The 18,911-nt window shown below is 47.4% G+C and carries 21 protein-coding genes; 4 read left to right on the plus strand and 17 right to left on the minus strand.

The window, feature by feature from the left end:
- Positions 1-60 precede the first annotated feature (60 nt).
- The 6 genes from AC0J5I_RS02350 to AC0J5I_RS02375 all read right to left on the minus strand — a co-directional run bounded on the left by AC0J5I_RS02350 (position 61) and on the right by AC0J5I_RS02375 (position 5,923).
- A complete protein-coding gene (locus AC0J5I_RS02350) occupies positions 61-378 on the minus strand; it encodes a PTS lactose/cellobiose transporter subunit IIA (RefSeq protein ID WP_475303116.1) in 318 nt (105 codons plus the stop codon).
- Between the two features lie 25 nt (positions 379-403).
- Positions 404-724 carry a PTS sugar transporter subunit IIB gene (locus AC0J5I_RS02355; protein ID WP_106450372.1) on the minus strand — a complete coding sequence of 107 codons (321 nt, stop codon included), beginning with the start codon at positions 722-724 and terminating at the stop codon, positions 404-406.
- Between the two features lie 67 nt (positions 725-791).
- Complete coding sequence (locus tag AC0J5I_RS02360; protein ID WP_475303122.1) at positions 792-2,102, minus strand: PTS sugar transporter subunit IIC; 1,311 nt, start codon at positions 2,100-2,102, stop codon at positions 792-794.
- Positions 2,103-2,297: 195 nt separating this feature from the next.
- The gene (locus AC0J5I_RS02365) at positions 2,298-3,698 is read right to left on the minus strand and encodes a glycoside hydrolase family 1 protein (RefSeq protein ID WP_475303125.1); all 1,401 of its coding nucleotides are present in this window, start codon (positions 3,696-3,698) and stop codon (positions 2,298-2,300) included.
- A gap of 255 nt (positions 3,699-3,953) precedes the next feature.
- The gene (locus AC0J5I_RS02370; protein WP_475303128.1) at positions 3,954-4,709 is read right to left on the minus strand and encodes a MurR/RpiR family transcriptional regulator; all 756 of its coding nucleotides are present in this window, start codon (positions 4,707-4,709) and stop codon (positions 3,954-3,956) included.
- Positions 4,710-4,885: 176 nt separating this feature from the next.
- Positions 4,886-5,923 carry a DUF7309 domain-containing protein gene (locus AC0J5I_RS02375; protein ID WP_475303131.1) on the minus strand — a complete coding sequence of 346 codons (1,038 nt, stop codon included), beginning with the start codon at positions 5,921-5,923 and terminating at the stop codon, positions 4,886-4,888.
- Positions 5,924-6,118: 195 nt separating this feature from the next.
- On the opposite strand from AC0J5I_RS02375, the gene AC0J5I_RS02380 reads away from it, so the two are divergent.
- On the plus strand, positions 6,119-6,880 hold the full coding sequence (locus tag AC0J5I_RS02380; RefSeq protein WP_475303134.1) for a GNAT family N-acetyltransferase: 762 nt from the start codon (positions 6,119-6,121) through the stop codon (positions 6,878-6,880).
- Positions 6,881-6,941: 61 nt separating this feature from the next.
- On the opposite strand, the gene AC0J5I_RS02385 is transcribed toward AC0J5I_RS02380, so the two are convergent.
- The 10 genes from AC0J5I_RS02385 to AC0J5I_RS02430 form a co-directional block, all read right to left on the minus strand.
- On the minus strand, positions 6,942-7,220 hold the full coding sequence (locus tag AC0J5I_RS02385) for a DUF503 domain-containing protein (RefSeq protein WP_475303137.1): 279 nt from the start codon (positions 7,218-7,220) through the stop codon (positions 6,942-6,944).
- 256 nt (positions 7,221-7,476) lie between these two features.
- Positions 7,477-8,118 (minus strand): bifunctional phosphoribosyl-AMP cyclohydrolase/phosphoribosyl-ATP diphosphatase HisIE, encoded by a 642-nt coding sequence (hisIE, locus tag AC0J5I_RS02390; RefSeq protein WP_475303141.1) that lies wholly within the window; start codon positions 8,116-8,118, stop codon positions 7,477-7,479.
- Positions 8,111-8,875, minus strand: coding sequence for an imidazole glycerol phosphate synthase subunit HisF (gene hisF / locus AC0J5I_RS02395; RefSeq protein ID WP_475303144.1), 765 nt, complete (start codon positions 8,873-8,875; stop codon positions 8,111-8,113). The genes hisIE and hisF overlap by 8 nt, the downstream gene beginning before the upstream one ends.
- On the minus strand, positions 8,872-9,576 hold the full coding sequence (gene hisA, locus AC0J5I_RS02400) for a 1-(5-phosphoribosyl)-5-((5-phosphoribosylamino)methylideneamino)imidazole-4-carboxamide isomerase (protein WP_475303149.1): 705 nt from the start codon (positions 9,574-9,576) through the stop codon (positions 8,872-8,874). The genes hisF and hisA overlap by 4 nt, the downstream gene beginning before the upstream one ends.
- The gene (gene hisH, locus AC0J5I_RS02405) at positions 9,577-10,152 is read right to left on the minus strand and encodes an imidazole glycerol phosphate synthase subunit HisH (protein WP_475303154.1); all 576 of its coding nucleotides are present in this window, start codon (positions 10,150-10,152) and stop codon (positions 9,577-9,579) included.
- On the minus strand, positions 10,149-10,727 hold the full coding sequence (gene hisB, locus AC0J5I_RS02410) for an imidazoleglycerol-phosphate dehydratase HisB (protein WP_475303156.1): 579 nt from the start codon (positions 10,725-10,727) through the stop codon (positions 10,149-10,151). Before hisB ends, hisH begins: the two co-directional genes overlap by 4 nt.
- Entirely contained in the window at positions 10,724-11,722 is a 999-nt protein-coding gene (locus AC0J5I_RS02415; RefSeq protein ID WP_475303158.1) for a pyridoxal phosphate-dependent aminotransferase, read from the minus strand. The genes hisB and AC0J5I_RS02415 overlap by 4 nt, the downstream gene beginning before the upstream one ends.
- Positions 11,719-12,969, minus strand: a complete 1,251-nt coding sequence (gene hisD, locus AC0J5I_RS02420) for a histidinol dehydrogenase (RefSeq protein WP_475303160.1) — start codon at positions 12,967-12,969, stop codon at positions 11,719-11,721. Before hisD ends, AC0J5I_RS02415 begins: the two co-directional genes overlap by 4 nt.
- Positions 12,956-13,573, minus strand: a complete 618-nt coding sequence (gene hisG, locus AC0J5I_RS02425) for an ATP phosphoribosyltransferase (RefSeq protein WP_475303162.1) — start codon at positions 13,571-13,573, stop codon at positions 12,956-12,958. Before hisG ends, hisD begins: the two co-directional genes overlap by 14 nt.
- A 12-nt stretch (positions 13,574-13,585) precedes the next feature.
- Entirely contained in the window at positions 13,586-14,407 is an 822-nt protein-coding gene (locus tag AC0J5I_RS02430) for an ATP phosphoribosyltransferase regulatory subunit (protein ID WP_475305461.1), read from the minus strand.
- 159 nt (positions 14,408-14,566) lie between these two features.
- Between AC0J5I_RS02430 and hisJ the strand changes: the two genes are divergently transcribed.
- The 3 genes from hisJ (at position 14,567) to AC0J5I_RS02445 (ending at position 16,960) form a co-directional block, all read left to right on the plus strand.
- Positions 14,567-15,373: a histidinol-phosphatase HisJ gene (gene hisJ / locus AC0J5I_RS02435; protein WP_475303167.1), complete on the plus strand. Its 807-nt coding sequence runs from the start codon at positions 14,567-14,569 to the stop codon at positions 15,371-15,373.
- Between the two features lie 161 nt (positions 15,374-15,534).
- Positions 15,535-16,110 carry a DUF1836 domain-containing protein gene (locus tag AC0J5I_RS02440; protein ID WP_475303170.1) on the plus strand — a complete coding sequence of 192 codons (576 nt, stop codon included), beginning with the start codon at positions 15,535-15,537 and terminating at the stop codon, positions 16,108-16,110.
- Positions 16,097-16,960, plus strand: coding sequence for a DegV family protein (locus tag AC0J5I_RS02445; RefSeq protein ID WP_475303173.1), 864 nt, complete (start codon positions 16,097-16,099; stop codon positions 16,958-16,960). Before AC0J5I_RS02440 ends, AC0J5I_RS02445 begins: the two co-directional genes overlap by 14 nt.
- Positions 16,961-17,349: 389 nt before the next feature.
- Here the strand turns inward: AC0J5I_RS02445 and AC0J5I_RS02450 are convergent, their stop codons facing one another.
- Positions 17,350-18,747, minus strand: coding sequence for a 6-phospho-beta-glucosidase (locus tag AC0J5I_RS02450; protein ID WP_475303178.1), 1,398 nt, complete (start codon positions 18,745-18,747; stop codon positions 17,350-17,352).
- Positions 18,748-18,911 lie beyond the last annotated feature (164 nt).

Raw genomic sequence — 18,911 nt, forward strand, 5'->3', positions numbered from 1 at the left:
CAAAATGGACCATAAATCATATGAGCGATTTATGGTCCATCTATGTTTGGTACTCAATGATTAGTTTGCGATTTTCTCATAGATTTCGACGATTTCTTTCGCCAAGTCTTTGAATGCGATCGAAGTCATCAAATGATCTTGTCCGTGGACCATCAATAACGACAGCTCCACTGCATCGCCTGATGCTTCTTGTGTCAAAAGGCCGGTCTGCGCATGGTGGGCTTCCACCAAAGCTTTTTCCGATTCGCCGATTTTTTCGTTTGCTAATGCAAAGTCTCCTGCTTTTGCAGCTTCGATCGCTTCAATCGCATTTCCTTTTGCATCGCCTCCATGCATGATCAATTGCATGATGACATCTAAATTTTTTGGTTCTGCCATGTTAGTAACTCCTTCAGTCTTTTTATTATTCGCCCATTAAAGTAAGAGCTGTTTTCAATACTTTTTCGCCGTTCATCATGCCGTAGTCCTGCATGTTGATGACATCCATTTTTGTATCCGTGCCGGCAACTTTATCTTCGAATTGTTTCTTCATGTATTTGACTTGAGGGCCCAACATCAGAACATCGATTTTTTTCTTAGCTAAGTGTGCATCGGCTTCTGAAGCGGATACTGCGAAAATGTCAGCATCCAATCCTTGCGCTGCCGCCGCTTTTTGCATTTTTGATACAAGTAAGCTGGTGCTCATTCCAGCTGCACATACTAACATGATTGTTTTGTCTGCCATAATATTTTCTCCACCCTTATATCTAATTTGAGCCCCTATAAAAGGGGCTCATTGTGAGGCTATTTGATTATGCTACTACGTTTCCTGAAGCATCAGCTTCAAGTTCACCGATTTCAACTCTGTATGCTTTGTTGTCTTCGATTTTGAAGAATGGGTAGAAGATTACTCCACTGATGACTGTTTCGATGATTTGCCATACAGCACCTCTCCATCCGCTGATCAAGAAACCAGAGAATACTGGAGGAGTTGTCCAAGGAATGTTTACCCCGTTTGTAAGAGGAACCAGACCGATGCTCATCACGATGTAAGTAAGGATAGCCAAGATTACTGGAGTCAAGATGAATGGAATCATCAAGATTGGGTTCAATACGATTGGCATACCGAAGATCAATGGCTCATTGATGTTGAACAATCCAGGTCCGATTGCTAATTTTCCGAGTGTTTTGAATTGAGTCGATCTGGCTGCGAATAAGCAAAGCAATGCTAAACCTAATGTTGAACCAGCACCACCAATTTTAATGAAGTTTGCATAGAATTGGTAGTTGACGATGTTCGGCAATTCCAAACCAGCAGCGTAAGCATCTGCATTTTCTGCAGTCAGAGTCAACCAGATTGGTTGCATTACAGCACCCAAGATGTTTGGACCGTGAAGACCGAATGAGAACAAAAGTGTTTCCAAAATCAGTACCAAGACAGTTGCAGGTAACGTTGCGCCTAAACTTGTCAGTGGTGCTTGGATGATTTCGAAGATGAAAGATTGAGCTGTTTCGTAAGGTGTCAAAGCGAATACCATGCGCAAGATGTTGAAGATCAGGATGACGAACAATCCAGGGATCAATGCGTCAAATGATTTTGCAACGTTTGATGGTACGGAATCAGGCATGCTTAATTTCCAGCCACGAGCCAATACCCAACGGATGATTTCGACTGCGAATACAGCACTCATCATACCTAGGAACAATCCGCTTGCACTCAAGTTACCCATTGGGATTCCTGATGCATCGTCTGCGCTCAATAATGTTGGAGTCAAGATAAGGAATCCAACGATACCGTAGATGATTCCTGCCAAATCATCCAAGCCGTAGTGTTTTGACAAGTCCTGGGAAATCCCGATCATAACGAATAATGTCATGATGTTCATTGTCATGTTGTAAGGAACCATGAAGAATTCTGTCCAGTTAGCGCCGAAGACGCCTGCCATCATATCTGCGTAACCAGGAATCGGTAAGTTAGCGAACAATAGGAAAATCGATCCGATGATCAGTAGGGACATTGCTCCGAAGAACCCGCTCTTGATTGCTGAAAGGTAACGGTTTTCGTTTAATTTGTAAGCAATTGGTCCTAATTTTTCTTGTAATGTATCTAAGAATTTATCCATAATAAAATCCTCCTCTGTTAGAACACGTGTGAAGACGGCGTGCCGTCTTCGAAAACAGTAAAATAAATTGATATAATTGCTTGTCCGGATTCTGCCAGTCAGTCTCAGAACAATGGGCCATCGCCTTCCGCATTCACTTGCCGCTGTTCTTTATCAACAACGGATGGTGCGAAAAACTTTTCTTGCTGTCTACCACTAACCTTCCAATTTCTCCCCGTTTGACGCGATCACTCCTTTATACCAATAGAAACTATCTTTCCGGTATCTCTTCAGATCTTTGAGATCGAAGTCTTCCCGGTTGACGTAAACAAAGCCATAACGCTTGCGGAACCCTTGGTGGGTGCTGATGAGGTCGATCGCACTCCAGGTGCAATAGCCGAACACATCTGCTCCATCCGTAACAGCCAGGTTCATCTGTTCAATATGGTTGCGGAGATAGTCGATCCGATAGTGATCATGGACCTTCCCATCTTCCAGCTTATCAATACCGCCTAAACCGTTTTCAGTAACGATCAGGGGTTTACGATAACGAGAGTAAATTTGGTTAATCGTCGTGCGGAATCCAGTAGGGTCGATCTGCCAACCGAATTCTGTATAAGGAAGATGCTCATTGTCGGATCCTGCGAAGAATCCTTCTTGGCTATCTGATAACTGCTGATCTTTTTTGCCTGTGGAGCGTTCAGTTCCGGCCGGATAGGCTTGAACAGTCGAGCTGTTGTAGTAATTGAAGGCGATGAAATCACATTCCGCAGATTTCAGTATCTCCAAATCACCCGGTTCCATATCAGGCAAAGCTTCATTTTCTTCCAGGTAAGCCCACACTTGGTGATTGTATACACCATACACGGCGATATCAAGATAAAGCCAGTTACGGATTGCGGTATACAGATCGGCTGCTTGGACATCCGCTGGGTTGTTCGATTTCGGATAGACGGCCGAGATGTTCGGTGCCGGTCCGATTTTCACATGCGGTAACTTTTCGTGGCAGCTGTTCATTACCAGCGCCTGTGCGACAAGCATATGGTGGTTTTGTTGATACAAGGATTTCAAGGTGCTTTCACCTGTACCGACTGCTGCGCCGTGAAGAATCATCATGTTCTGTTCATTGATCGTCAGCCATAATTTGACGCGGTCTCCTAAATTATCGAAGAGGACATCGCAGTAGCGGACAAATGCATCGATTGTGGCGCGGTTTTCCCAGCCACCTTTTTCAGCAAGTCCTTGCGGCAAGTCAAAGTGGTAGACAGTCACTAACGGTTCGATACCGTATTTCAGACATTCATCAATCAAATCGCTATAGAACTGAAGGCCTTTTGGATTGACTTCTCCATCACCGTCCGGAATGACCCGTGACCACGAAATTGAGAAGCGATAGGTTTTGAAGCCCATCTCAGCTAACAATGCGATATCTTCCTGCATGTGGTGGTAATGGTCAGTAGCTACTTTAAAATCGGAAGTATCGGGAACGATTTCCTTCGCGTCCTGAACAGATGGTCCTTTTCCGTCTTCGTTCCAAGCGCCTTCAACTTGATAGGCGCTGGTAGCGGACCCCCATAAAAAATCTTCTTTAAACGGTTTCAATTTCTTATGATACATACTTTCATTCCTTCCCTATCGATTTCCATTCCGGAAGCCGACTACCATTAAGCGGTTACATGATTTTAAAAAGCGAACTCTCTTTTTTAAAAAAGAGTCGTTTCCAGATTGCGAATACGCTTTCTGTTTTTCAATATAAGCTTATTATAGAGTTTGTGAACGAAATGTAAACAGTTTCACATCGTAAAGGAACAACAATCAGCTTTTGGAATGACGTTTCAGAAAAGAAACAGTTTGTTTCAGTTCAAGACTCTGCTAAAGCTTGTTGTTATGCATTTGTTGCATGTAGTTATAATTGCGTCTTGCCAGTGTTTCAATCAAAAACACGGCCGGTAATTGGGAAGTCACGTTTACCTCTTCATCGACATATTCAGGAGTCAGGTGATAAGCGAGGTTGATCTCTGATTGCCTTGCCAATGAATTGGTGGAGGAATTTGTGATGCTGATGATTTTGCTCCCCAGACTCTTCAAATCGCCCACTTTTCTTAACATGATTTCTGTTTCTCCGGAAACGGAACAAACAATCGCTACTGTGTTTGTATATTGTCGGCTGATCAAATGGAATGGATAATAGGGATCTTGGATATGGAAAGTGCTTTGACCCAGGTTTGAAAACTGTCGGGATGCATAGGCAGCAACCAATCCAGATGTGCCGATGCCAAAGAAAACGGCAACATCGGAATTTGCTATCAACTCAACTGCGGAGTGGATTTTTTCCTCATATTCGGATTGCATGGAACGACTGAAAAACTCTTCAACGATTTCGGAAGTTTCAAACACCTTCTTATTGTGCTTGCGGTTGTCCATTTCCTTCAGGTGCAATTTGCACTCCCAGATATTTTCGAAACCCAACTTGCTGATTGTCCGCGTAACCGTCGCCGGCGATACATGGGTCTCGGATGCGATCTCACGAACGCTCATACGGATGACTTTTTGGGTATGCTGCACGATGTATTCGTATACCTTTAACTCTGTATTCGTCAATAACTTCACATTCTCTTGGTTGAACACATAAAAACCCCTTTATCTGGAACAAAATAAGCTCTGAGGCGTGCATTAGTTCGTTGTCTTTTCTTCTTAACCATTTTACCATTTATTTTGAAAAAAACAAAAAACAAAACAATTTTCGGAACGCAAAATTGTTTTGTTTTTTTGTGATGCTTATTTCAGAAAAACGGGCTGTTTCATTAGAAGATATCTTCTGAGATGCTTTCGCGGAATGCCTCGATTTTCCGCAATCTGCTCTTTTCACTGTGTGCAATGTCCAACTCATCCAGCAGAGGAACCAACATTTCGTAGGTTTCCAACACACTGTCGCCGCGCATTTCGATTTTTGCGGGGAAGACTTTCGCTTCAAACAGGTATTTGTACAGTTCGAATTGGATATCGCGGGATTTATCAGAAGTCAGCACAGTCGCCAGCAGCACTTCCCCTGATTTTTTATCCGCAACGGCCATCATCTTCACAAAACGCGGCCGTTCTCCTTCTTTGAAGGTGATTGGTTGCGGCAAATAGAACAAGTCCACTTCGAAGGTGTTTCTTAGGAAGTTTTTCTTTTCCATCATCAGACGGCGGATTTCGAACTGGGAAAGCATCAGATCGTATGGACCTTTCGTCAATTCACCGCCAGTCAGGAACGCCAATATGTGTTCTTCTTTCAATTTCCAGACGCTATCCTTTGTACCGGCTTGGTAATAGTAGCGCGTCGGTACGTCATCAGCAGCAAAAGACTTGTCAAAATCCAGTTTGCTGTAGAGGGGGAACATTTCCAAAAAGCTCTCCAACACCCGTTCGAAAAGCGCGATGTCCTCTTCGGTGGCCGACCAAGGAACAAAGCCTGGCGTAAAATCCAGCAGTTCCGGCCAAGCTTTCTTGCCGCGGAATTTGACATCCGTTGTGCGGATGCGGTTATAGTCGATCTCTTCCAGTTTGCTTCGGTCGACGAATTCCAGCCTGATGTTTTTTAGCTTTTCGGTGTATTCCCCGACGCCATCAGCTTCCGTGAACTCCGACTCCAGCAGATCCAAATAGAGGATGTATTCCGAAACGTCCCTGAATACACTCAAACCGATACTGTCCTCATCCAGTCCATCCAAAGCAAAGAATACGGGCTCCTTGCGATCGGAATATTTGATTCCGACGACGTCCGTGTCTTTCATTTTGTCCCAAGGCTTCAATTTATGGAAAGCCTTTATGTTCTCGTACAATTTTTGATAATCTCTCATTTATATCTCCTATCTACTAAAAAACATAAGCGCAACACTTGATAATGGTCAAACGAGGAGCACACGCCGCTGCTTTTGGCATGTGTTTCCAGCGATTCCGCCGCTTATCCTGTTTCGGCTTATTGTAACAAATTCCTTTCCTATGCTATCATATCTTGGAGCGTGCATCAATTTTTCTTTTTAAGGAGTCCAAAAATGACCTTTTCTTTCAAGGATATCGAACACTGCAAGTCCGTGGCCAAAAAAACATCTCTGTACACGCAGTATCACAATGAAGAAGCCCTTTTTATGCATATCGAAAATTATGTTATTTTCCATCGCATTCCGACCTTCGCTGAATTTTTGGAAACAGAAAACTATTTGAAATCAGAGCATCAAAAATATGGACAGGATTTCATAAAATTTATCTGGCCCGAAGATTGCGAAATTCCGCAGCCGATCATTTCCTATCTGGGATCGAACGACTTCAGCCTGGATGTCCTTGAGCTGTACGCGGCTCCGCCCGGAACCTTTGTGCCGACGCGGATTAATGAAACACCTTCCGACGTCAAAGTGGAATGGGTGAACGCCAACAACCGCAATGCCTATCTGGCTTTGTCCGCACGGGCAGACAAGGCAGTCAGCGAGGAATTCGCGAAACAGAAGCAACCCTACACCCAAGCTAAATTCGACAATCCGGCCTTCCGTCCCATCGTGGCCCTGTGCTCCGATGAAGCGGTCGGTTCCATCGACCTTTATCTGAAAGAGGACAGCATTGAAATCGACAATTTCTACGTCGGCAGAGATTCCCGGTGCAAAGGGATTGGAACGGCGCTGCAACAATTCGTGATGGAACATGCCGACGGGAAGACCGTCCTTTTGGTGGCTGATGCAGCAGATACGGCGCGCGAGATGTACAATCGTCAAAATTACACGTATATTTCTTTCCGCTACGAGCTTCTGAAAGTCTTCAAATAACGAATCAACGCACTTCCACCCACTCGGCTAATTGCCGGATGGCTGGAAGTGCGTTGTTTTTTCATTCGATTTCGTTGATTTGGTAGATTTCCACAGGATAATTCGATTCGATTTCCTCAATGATTTTATCCACGATTTGTTGGCATAGGACCCGTGAATTGTTGACAACCGCCAATCCGATGACGGCTTGGTTCAACATATCCTGTGCCGATACTTCCGCAATGCTGACATTGTAGCGTTGGTGCATCTTGGCAAGGATGCTTTTCACAACGCTGCGCTTGTCCTTCAGAGAATTGGAATCAAAAAGCCGCATAGACAGTTCAACAGCCAACACGTTCATCGTAATCGCCCCATTTTTGTTTAATATGGAAACATTATCTCTTCAAGACAAAAAATAACCGAAACTGCCCCTTCTGTCAAGAGGTAGCTCCGGTTATCGGATAAAGCAAGACGGGATGAGTCGTATCCTAGAACGGTTCTGAATCCTAGAGTTCTCCGTCTAACGCTGTTCATGCCCACTCAGCCAAAAAAAACGGGCTGTTTGGTCCTGAACCTCGTTAGTGCTCAAACTCTGAGCTTAGGGTTCATCACACTCTTTAGTATTCTTCTACATTTTTTCGTTCGCCTTTGAAGTTGTTTTTCTTATGGTGGCGTTCGATTAGGACTTTGGTCACATCGGCTACGTCGACGCCTTGGTCGTACAGGAGTACGCCGAGGTGATAAAGCAGGTCTGCCGTTTCGTTGGCTACCTCTTCTTTGTCGTGGTTTTTTGCGCCGATGACGACTTCGAAGGCTTCCTCGCCGAATTTCTTGGCGATTTTATCTGTTCCCTTGTCCAACAAGTAGTTGGTGTAGGACTTTTCATCATGTCCGACAGCGCGTTGGCGGATGGTCTCTTCCAGATCATCCAGACCAAAAGCAACCGGGACATCGAAACAGCTCTCCGTGTTGCGGTGGCAAGTCGGACCGGCCGGATCGATCATGATCAGCAACGCGTCCTGATCGCAGTCCAGGTACATGTCCTTCACGAACTGATAATGCTCGCTGGACTCTCCTTTTTTCCAGAGTCTGTCCTTGCTTCGGGAAAAGAACCAGACAACCTCATCTCGTTTCGTCAATTCGAAGGCCTCTTCATTCATGAAGCCGACCATCAAAACATTTTTGTTCGTAAAGTGCTGAAGAACGACAGTCAATAACCCTTTCGAAAAATCAGGCACTAGTGCATCGTATTTAGACATTGCGCATATCCACTCCATTCTCCGTGCAGCATTCTTTCACTTCGGCGATCGACACTTCTTCATCATGGAAGATGGAAGCTGCCAACCCGGCCGAAACATCCGTTTCCTTGAACAAGTCGGCGAAATGTTGGGCATTGCCGCCGCCTCCGGAAGCGATGACCGGGATCGATACCAAGGCTTGGATCTTATTCAACAGACGGTGATCGAAGCCTTGCTTCATGCCGTCATAATCCATGCTGGTGACCAACAATTCGCCGGCCCCCAGCGCTTCCACATGCTGCACCCAGTCCAACGTCTTGATGTCGGTCCGTTTTTTGCCGCCGTGGGTATAGCAATACCATTCCTCTTTATCGGCTTCCCATTTCGCATCGACAGCGATGCAGATGCATTGGCTGCCGAACTTGTCGCTCGCTTCCTTGATCAACTGCGGATTCGCCAACGCCGATGAGTTCAAGCTCACTTTATCCGCTCCAGCGTTCAGCAGGCGGGAAATGTCATCCGTCGACTTGATTCCGCCGCCGATCGTCATCGGGATGAACAGCTGTTGCGCCGTTTTGCGGATGACATCAATCATCAGGTTGTGTCCGGTTTCGGTTGCTGAGATGTCCAGAAAGACCAGTTCATCTGCACCCAAAGCATTGTAGCGCTTGGCAAGTTCGACCGGATCGCCGATTTCGCGCAATCCCTTGAATTGGATCCCTTTTACAACGGTACCGTCCTTCACATCCAGGCAGGGAATGATCCGTTTCTTTATCATGCCAAGCCCTCCCAGAAGGCATCCGTATTGGCCGCTTTGCCGACGATTGCTGCCGCCACACCCAAAGCTTCCAATTTTTTGATGTCTTCGATGTTGCGGACGCCGCCCGATGCGGTGATGGGATGGGTCGAGATTTCGACAAGCTTGCCCGTCAACTCAAAGTTCGGTCCAGCCATCTTGCCGTCTTTCGAGATATCCGTATAGATGATGCCGCCCAAGGACATCGGATTCGTCGCTTCCACGACATCATAGATGGTCTGGCGGCCCGTTTCAGTCCAACCGTTCACAGCGACCAGTTCGCCTTTCGCATCCAGACCCAAGTAGATCTTACCGGGATATTTCGCCGTCATCTCAGCCAGCCATGGCAGATCCTGCAGCCCTTTCGTCCCGACGATCACGTAGCTGGCGCCTTTTTCGAAATAGTGCTTGATGATTTCTTCGGAGCGGATGCCCCCGCCGATTTCGACAGGCAACGCGCTCTGCTGCAAAAGCTGTTCAATAAACGGCGTTTCTTCCGGTTTTTGGTTCAAAGCGCCCATCAGGTCCACGATATGGATTCGTTTCACTTGCTCATATTGCGCATAAAAAGCGATGGCTTCCTGAGGTGTGCGCTGCATTTCTTCTTTCGTGCCGTAGTCCCCTTCGGTCAGACGGACACTCTTGTTGTCGATCAAGTCGATTGCCGGCCAAATCTCTATCATTTATTTCCATCCCCCTTGCAAAGCTTGGTTCAAAATTTCCAGACCGTAATCCCCGCTTTTTTCCGGGTGGAACTGGATGCCGATGACATTATCCTTTTGGACGATGGCCACAATTTCCTGACCATAATCCGCTGTTGCCACAACATTTTTGTCAGTCACTACCTTGTAGGAATGGATGAAATAAACATCCCGGTCCAAACCTGGTTGGCTTGAATGCAGATTGTTCCAGCCCAGATGCGGAACCGGCAAGTCGCTGACGATGTATTTCACTTCCCCCGGCAAAAAGGCCAACCCATCGACATCGCCTTCTTCGCTGTGTTCGAACAGGAGTTGCATCCCGAGGCAGATACCGATGAACGGTTTCGTCTGCTCCAATTCCGTCAGGAGTTCCCGCAAACCGATTGCATCGATCCGTTCGATGGCATCCTTGAAATGCCCAACGCCTGGCAGGACGATGACGTCCGCCTTGCGCAATTCCGCTTCATCATGCGTTAGGACCGTTTCATAGCCAAGAAAACGGATGGCGTTCGTCAGGTTCGCGATGTTCCCCAAACCATAATCAACGATTGCTATCATTCGATCACTCCTTTTGACGAAGGCAAGCGCTGCACATCTGAATCGGCCATCGCGATGCGCAAGCTTTGCGCAAAAGCTTTGAAGATAGCTTCGATTTCATGGTGCGTGTTGCCTCCGCGGATTAGATCGATATGGGCCGTGTAACGGGCATTGATGACCAATCCATGGAAAAATTCTTCAACCAACTCCACGTCGAAGCTGCCCACTTTTTCTTTCGAAAACACGGCATTGAAGCTCAGATAAGGGCGGCCGCTGATGTCGATGACGGAACGGGCCAAAGTTTCATCCATCGGCACATAGGCACTCCCGTAGCGATTGATGGCCCCTTTGTCCTGACCCAATTCAGCCAACAGCTGACCCAAGACGATACCGACATCCTCGGTTGTGTGGTGATCGTCCACATCGGTGTCGCCGTCCACCTGTATATCCAAAACGAAGTGGCCATGGAAAGCGAACAAATCCAACATATGATTCAAGAAGCCCACGCCTGTATTGATGACGGAAGGTTCCAATCCTCGTTTCAAGGTGATGGCGATTTTCGTTTCTTTGGTAATGCGCTCTTTTGATACGCTCACAGCTGTTCTCTCCATTCTCTGATGATTTCGGCTAAGGCATCCAACTGTTCATCCGTGGCGATCGAGTAACGGACAGCCGTTTCGATGCACGCGATGCCTGATTTTTCATAAGTGCGCGGCTGATAGCCGTGGTCGATGATCCATTGGCCCAAAGCAGGTGCCAATTCGCCGTAAGTGAAGACGAAATTCGTTTCGCTTGGAAGCACGGAAAGAATATCCCCTGCGCCTTCATTGAAGATTCCCTTCAATTTGGCGGAAAGCCGGCGCTGGTCAGCCATGAAGGCCCGCAGCCGTTCCGGATGCTCCAACAGGAAGGCCGCGATGCTCAAGGATAAGGTATTGAGTGGATACGGATGGGCAATGGAGTTCAACAACTGCATCGTTTTCGCCGTCGAACTGGCGATGCCGATGCGCAAACCGGCCAAGCCGTAGATTTTTGACAAGGTACGCAAAAGGATGACATGATCCCCTACCGGCCGTGCCGGCGGATTGTCCACGAAATCCATATAAGCCTCATCCAAAATCAGATAGCCGCCGGATGCAGCCAGCAGATCCGCCGTCTTTTCGATGAAGGCGGCCGGATGCAGCACGCCCAGCGGATTGTTCGGTTGTGAAACGATGAAATAGGAAGGCTTTTCCTTCTCGATGACCGCATACACCTGGTCATAGTCAAAGGAATAATCCGCTCTGCACGGCACTTTGATTATTTCGCGTTGGAATTGCGCGGCGTACTCTTCGTACATCACGAAATCCGGCTCCAGCATCAGGATCGGACCATCCCCCAAAAGGATCGTGCACTTCTGGATCCATTCATCCGATCCGTTGGCAAAAGCAATCAGAGCTGGATCTTCTCCGTGGAAAGCGGCGTACGCTTCCGTCAGGCGGTCGATGGCATCGTCCGTATACTCCTGGAAGCGCGTCGCTACAGCTATTTCGGCAATTTCTTCATTTGTCAGCGCCCGGATGGGACTTTCATTTTTGTTGATGCGGATCATTTGTCGTCCCCCATTCTGACAGCCAAGGAATCGTGGTGGGCCTGCAGTGACTCTTCGGTCGCAATCAGCATCCCGGCAGGAGCCATTTTGCGGAACGTTTCTTTCTTCAGGTTCAAAACAGAGTTCGGGCGCAGGAAGTCATTGACGGACAAGCCGTTCGCAAAACGGGCATTGCCTCCGGTCGGCAGCACGTGGCTAGGGCCGGCTACGTAATCCCCGATTGCTTCAGGCGAATATTCGCCTATGAAAATCGCTCCGGCTGTTTCGATGGCATCTATGTAGTCCTCTGCGTCTTTTGTCTGGATCGAGACGTGCTCTCCCGCAATCAGATTCACGACTTCGATGTTCTCGTCTTTGCCGTTCGTCAAAATCGGAAAGTGGTTATGCTTCAAACTCTCCTCGATGACTTCGATGCGGCTTTGTTTCGCTTTCTGGACTAGCAGCTCGGCTTCGATGGCGGCCAATTTCTCTTCGTTGGCGCAGACAAGGAAGGTGCGGGCCAATTCATCATGCTCGGCTTGCGCCAGCAGATCGATGGCGACCCATTCGTTGTTCGCCGTTTCGTCGACGACTACGACGATTTCGGATGGTCCTGCGATCGAATCGATCCCGACATCTCCGTAGACCAATTTTTTGGCCAAGGCGACATATTGGTTCCCGGGTCCGACGATTTTGTCGACGCGCGGTATGGTTTCCGTCCCGTAAGCCAAAGCAGCGACGGCTTGGGCGCCGCCCACTTGATAAACGTGCGTCACGCCGCAGATATAGCAAGCGGCCAAGGTCGCTTGGTTGATGGCGGTCTTTTGCGGCGGGGTCACGACAATCGTTTCCTTTACGCCGGCTACATTGGCCAATACCGCAGTCATCAGGACTGTGGAAGGGTAACTCGCTTTGCCGCCCGGCACATAGATGCCGACTTTGTTCAGCGGATGGATTTTTTGGTACAGTTCCCCAGCCGGAGACTGTTGCCACTTGATGCTTTCCTGATAGACCGTGATGTTGTCGCGGGCTTCCTCCAAAGCAGCACGCAAGTTCGCATCCAAGGTGTCATAGGCTTCCTTGATGACGCTCTGCGGTACTTCCAATTCCGTGATATCAGCCCCATCAAAGCGTTTTGCGTATTCGAACAGAGCTACGTCGCCTTTTTCCTGAACCGTCTGGATGATCTCCATCACGGCCTGAGTCTTTGAAAAGTCGATTGTGTTTTTGGTTTTGTATGCTTCCTTGAATGTTTTAGTTGTGTACATTATTTTTCACCTTCAATTGGTTGATTATTGTTTGGATTTCATCATATTTGGAAAAATAAGCATGCTTGTTCGAAATCAGGCGGGCGTTGATTTCATCAAGCCGGACTTGCTCACTTAAACCATTATCATGCAGCGTTTTTCCGGATTGAACGATATCCATGATGGCATCCGCCATATCGATGGTCGCAGCCAATTCTACGGACCCGTTCAGCTTGATGATCTTCACGGGCTGCTTGATGGAATCAAAATATTGTCTGGTATAGTTCACGTACTTCGTCGCAACGACTGGATAAATGTCCTTCTTCTCTTTGCTTGCGATGGCGAAATGGCAATAGCCGAATGGCAAGTCCATCAGATTGTTGATGTTGCAGTTCTGCTCGATCAGAATATCGCTTCCGGTGATGCCCAGATCCGCGATCCCTTCTTCCACATATACGGGTACATCTTCCCCTTTGACCAAGATGAAGCGGGTGTCCTTTGTCTGAATGACCAATTCTCTAGAAACGGACTTCAATGCTGTCGACCATTCCGTCAGTTTGATTTCATCCAAGTATTGGATAAAATCCTTAAGCTGTCTGCCTTTTGATAGCGCGATAGTAATCATTTTTCCCCTCCGTTAATTGTTGATTGCCATTCCGAATGCTTTGGAAGAGCTTGTATATTGACCGCCCGATGCTACGGGTTCCGTTTGATTTTCTCCGTAAAGTTGGATAAAGATTCCTTTGTAATAGGATTGGTTCGGCAACGCCAGCATATCCGCGTAAACGTAATCCACGTTCTTGCTTTTCAGCGTCGCCTCCCATTCCGCGAGCTCATTCAAATGTCCGGTCAGTTCCGGATAGTTTTCCTTCAAATAGCTGGCTTGTTCCGTAGGTGCTTGATCCATCAAACCGATCAGCGGATGATCCGCACCCAAGCGATGCTTCAGAGCATCCTGGTTTCTTTCGCAGATGAACTTGCGGACGGAAGGATCTTCCAACTCCCGCGGGCTCAGAATTTTTTTCAGTAATTTATTATGGCTGACTACCGCAACCGATAAGGAGAGGTCCAATTCCTTCTCCATGAAGGTGATCATATCGCCCAGAACTTCGATCTGTTTCGGGATCGAGTCGGTAAATGTTTCCACACCCAATTGGTGACGCTCTTTCAGCAGCGAATATACCGGGCCGGAATAGGCTATTTTATCGGCGTGTAAATGGTACTGCTTGCGGTATCTCACGATGGCATTCGTCCAGTCACTGCGCAGGGCGAAAAGTTTATCGCCGCTTTGCCATTTATGCCGGTTCAGCATCAGATGCAAGTCATCATGAGACAGTTGTGTCCACTCAAATTTCTCTACGACTCCCAGGTCGATCAAATCGTACCCTAAGTGGTGGAAATGATGGAGAAACCCCATCTCTCTTTGTTTCTTCGCTAGCAACGATTCATTCGTCATCATTTCGTCCAAACTGTCTCACTCCCATTTCTTTTTGATAGGCCATCTGTTATCCTTAGAATATCGTTAGAATACCATTAGACGTTGGTGTTATCATACCATAGAAAGTTGCTACATTGTATCCTAAAATGATGACACTTTACGAAGGAAGGAAGATGTAAGATGCACAGCGACAGACACGTCCATACCCCCTATTGCCTGCACGGTTCATCCGACGCAATGGAAAATTATGTGAAGGTTGCCATCGAAGCTGGACTTGAATCGCTCACATTCACGGAACACGCCCCTTTACCGATGGAAGATCCACTTCCGGACAAAGACAGTTCGATGCGCCCTGAAGATGTCGATACCTACTTGTCCGATGTCCGTTCACTTGCCAAGAAGTATGAAGGCAGCATTGAAATCCATGCCGGTTTTGAATTGGATTATCTGGAAGGAAAGGAGACGGAAACGCGCGCCTTCCTGGAAAAATACCCAGAGACCGTTCCCCATTCGATTCTGAGTGTGCATTTCGTGCAGCTCGCTCCCGAAGAATACTTCTGCATCGATCTGGACCGCGAATCCTTTACGCAAAAAGGCGCGGAGATCGGCTACGAAACGCTCTACCTCCTTTACGAAGCGGCTATCAAAAAAGCTTTGGCGCTTCCGTATGGAGCATTGACCCCGAAAAAGATCGGGCACATCAATCTGATCCACAAGTTCCAAAAAGCTTACAGCGTCAGCGATCCGATTGACTGGAAGCTGCTGTTGGATAAGGTGAAGGAGAGCGGATACACGCTTGATTACAATTTTGCCGGAATCGACAAGCCGGACTACGGCAAAACGTACCCGGATCCGGAAATGATGGCTTACGCGATAAAAATCGGCCTCTCGTATGAGAAGGGTTCCGACGCCCACGCCTCCCATGAAGTCGCCCGCTATTTCGGTACGGCAACAGCAACGGAATACGATGACTGGAAAGAAGCCTGAAAATGGCTTCTTTTTTGATTGGTCTTATATTTTCGGTGCTGAGCCTTCGGAATTGAATTTTCCGTCGAATACTGGTACATTTATCTAGTAATCAAAAACATTACATCTAGTATCGATAACTAGGTTAAAAATTTTATTTAGTTCAGAAAGCAGGTTGTGCCGTGAAGCTTAAACCAGAATTGGAAGAGTATCAGCAGCAGCTGCTCGATTTGACGTTCATCCGATTTGACGAGCTGCCTGATTTCGGCCTCTACAGCGATCAAGTAATCGTCAGCATCGAAAAGCAATTGGGTTTCCTGAATGCTACGCAGGAAGAACGCATCATCACGCCGGCTATGATCAATAATTACGTGAAACTGCAGCTGATTGATAAACCCGAGAAAAAAAAATATTTCAAGACTCATATCGCCCAACTGATTGTCATCACACTGCTTAAACAAGTATTGCCGTTGTCGGAGGTGAAAAAAGGACTGGAATTGCAAGTATCGATACGCGGATTCCAGATTGCTTACGACACCTTCTGTCAAGAATTGGAGTATGCCTTCTGGATGCTCTTCCGTGATCTCGACAAGAAAGAGCATTTCACCTATACATTGGAGGATATCCACAGCGAAAACTTCGCACTGAAGATGATCACGCTATCGCTTGCTTCGAAATTATTGACACAAAAAATCATATTGGTCGATGGCGTCAGTCACGCATCCCAAAAAGGAGAGAATACTAATGATGAAATCTAATTCCATTGCCGTTTTGGCCGATTCGTGCAACGATATTCCGCAGGAGCTGCTCGCCAAATACCATATCTACACCTTACCGTTGATGATTAATTATAAAGACGCGAGCTATCGCGATCGGGTGGACATCACACCGGAGCAAGTCTATGCAAGATTCCAGGAAGAGATACCGAAGACAAGCTTGCCTTTGCCGGAAACGATTGCCGACACTTTCGCCAAGATTAAAGCGGACGGCTTCGATCAAGTGATCGTATCCGCCATTTCCAGCGGCTTGAGCGGCACCTGTCAAGCCATCAAATTGTTGGCGGAGGATATCCAGGACATGCAGATTGTCGTCATCGATACACTGAACATCGCCATCGCCTCTGGGTTTGTGGCGCTTTATGCTGCGGAGCAGATCGAAGCGGGACTTCCGTTCGATGAAGTCGTTTCAAAAACACAAGCAGCCGTGAAAAAGTCCACCATCCTGTTCGGGGTCGGTACCTTGGAATACCTGATGAAAGGCGGCCGCATCGGTAAAGTATCCGGGATTCTGGGAAGCGCCTTAAACATCAAACCGATCATCTCCTGCAACGAAGAGGGCATCTACGATACGGTCGCAAAAGTGCGCGGTCGCAAGCAGAGCATTCAGAAACTGATCGATATGACCCGCGAAAAACTGGGTCAGCACCCAAATTACTACCTGTCGATCTGCCATGGAGATGCCTACGATGAGATGCTCGTTATGAAAGAACAGCTGAAAGATCTGGTTGCCGGCGCCAAAATCTACGCAGAAGGCCAAATTTCACCAGTATTGGGTGTCCACACCGGACCCGGATTGCTGGGAATCGGCATTATGGTGCTAGAAGATTAAAAAGAAGAGTGTGATGATTCTCGTGAGGGGATGAGCATCAAGAGGACTAACCCAAAGAGGATGCTTTTTGTCCTCGTGGGTTAGTCCTCGTGGGTTAGTCAGCTTAGGCGGAGCCCCCTGTGAATCAGAACACGTTTAGAGTGTGATGAATCCCGGGAAGGGAACGGCGACGGAATGCGAACCCACCTCCGGCCAGGCCACCGTCGCCGGAGGACACCGAGTATGATCTTCCGCAACTCCGGCGAGAGTCCCCTACTCGGAGAACGCAACTAGAATGGTGGGCGAACTCCATCGAAGCCTTTGTTCACCGGAGTTTAACGATAACAAAAAAGAGTGGCTGCCTTTTCGGGCAACCACTCTTTTTTGCGCGCATCTTCGCGCTGTTTTTTTTAGTTGGATTTCATCAATTCATCGACGTAAGCAACTGTTTCCGGTTGGTTTGCTTCGATTTCAGCGATTTTCTCTGCGAATTGTGGCAAGTGCTCTTTGTGTGCATACAATAATTCATCCAACAAAGTCTTGGCTGTTGTACCGCCCGGCACAAGCGGGTTGATTGTGAATGCTTGCAATGCCGCACCGTAGCTGCCTGTGATGGCTGCGCGGATGACTGTTTCTTCCATCGCTTTCATGCCTTGCAATAAGCCACGGGCCGCTGAAGGCATTTCGCCCCAGTTGTATGGTTCAGCGCCATGGGCTGTGATCAAGGCGGAAACTTCTACGACGCAATCATAAGGCATATCTTGGATCGTACCGTTGTTCGCTGTTGATACGACCATATCCGTGCGTTTGTCGTTTTGGATCGACGCGATCACTTCGCAGGCTGCATCGCTGTAGTGCGTACCGCCGCGTTGCGATAACTCTTCCGGTTTGTAGTTCAAAGCAGGATCTTTGTAAAGTTCGAACAAGCGCGTTTCTGTTGCCTTGACGACTTGCGCACGCGTTTCGCCTTTTTCGAACTCTTCGATGGAATGCTTCAACATTTCATCTTCGATATAGTAATAACGGTGGTATCCACATGGAAGCAATCCTAAGTCCTTCAATTGCTCGTAGTGGAATTGCGCACTGTGGATGTTCTTCAGATGGTTTTCATCTTCAGTTTTTTGTGGTCCGTAAACCATATCGATCACTTCATCTGTGCGTTCAGCGCCCTTGTCATCCCAGACACGGTGCCAGTGGAAGTGGTTGATTCCGGCAAATTTGAATAATAATTCATCTTCAGGAATCGCTAATTTTTCTGCTGCGACTTTGCGGTGTCCGATCGGAACATTGCATAGGCCGATTGTTTTCTTCCAACCGAAATGTTTGATGGCTGCTTCAGTCACCATACCTGCAGGGTTAGTAAAGTTGATCAACCATGCGTCCGGACATTGCACTCTCATATCCGCAATGATTTGGCCGATAATCGGAATCGTACGGAAAGCTTTGAACATTCCGCCTGCACCATTGGTTTCTTGGCCTAAAACACCATGGGACAATGGAATGCGCTCATCTTTGATACGAGCATTCAGTAAACCTACACGGAATTGCGTCGTTACGAAATCCGCATCTTTCAAAGCATTGAAACGATCCAATGTTAAGTGGACTTCCCAGTCCAATCCAGCCGCCTCGACTTGGCGTTTCGCCATCGCGCCGACGATTTCCAGTTTTTCCTTACCTGCTTCGATATCTACCAACCAAATTTCTTTGATAGGCAATTCATCTTTTCTTAAGATGTATCCTTCAATCAATTCCGGAGTATAACTGGAACCTCCACCAATCGTAACAATCTTCAAAGCTTCTTTCGACATGCATGCTTCCTCCTATTTTTGGTTTCTTTTTGCTTTCCGGCTCATCCGGCTCAAAAATTCTGTCGTGACAATGCATTCTCTGACACAAGCGAATAAAATCCCGAACGTCCGGCCAGGAAAGGCTTTCATTCCGGCCGTCCGTGAAAGGGCTTTTTGCTTTCATG

Source organism: Trichococcus sp. TS_SC_9 (genome assembly GCF_056156325.1).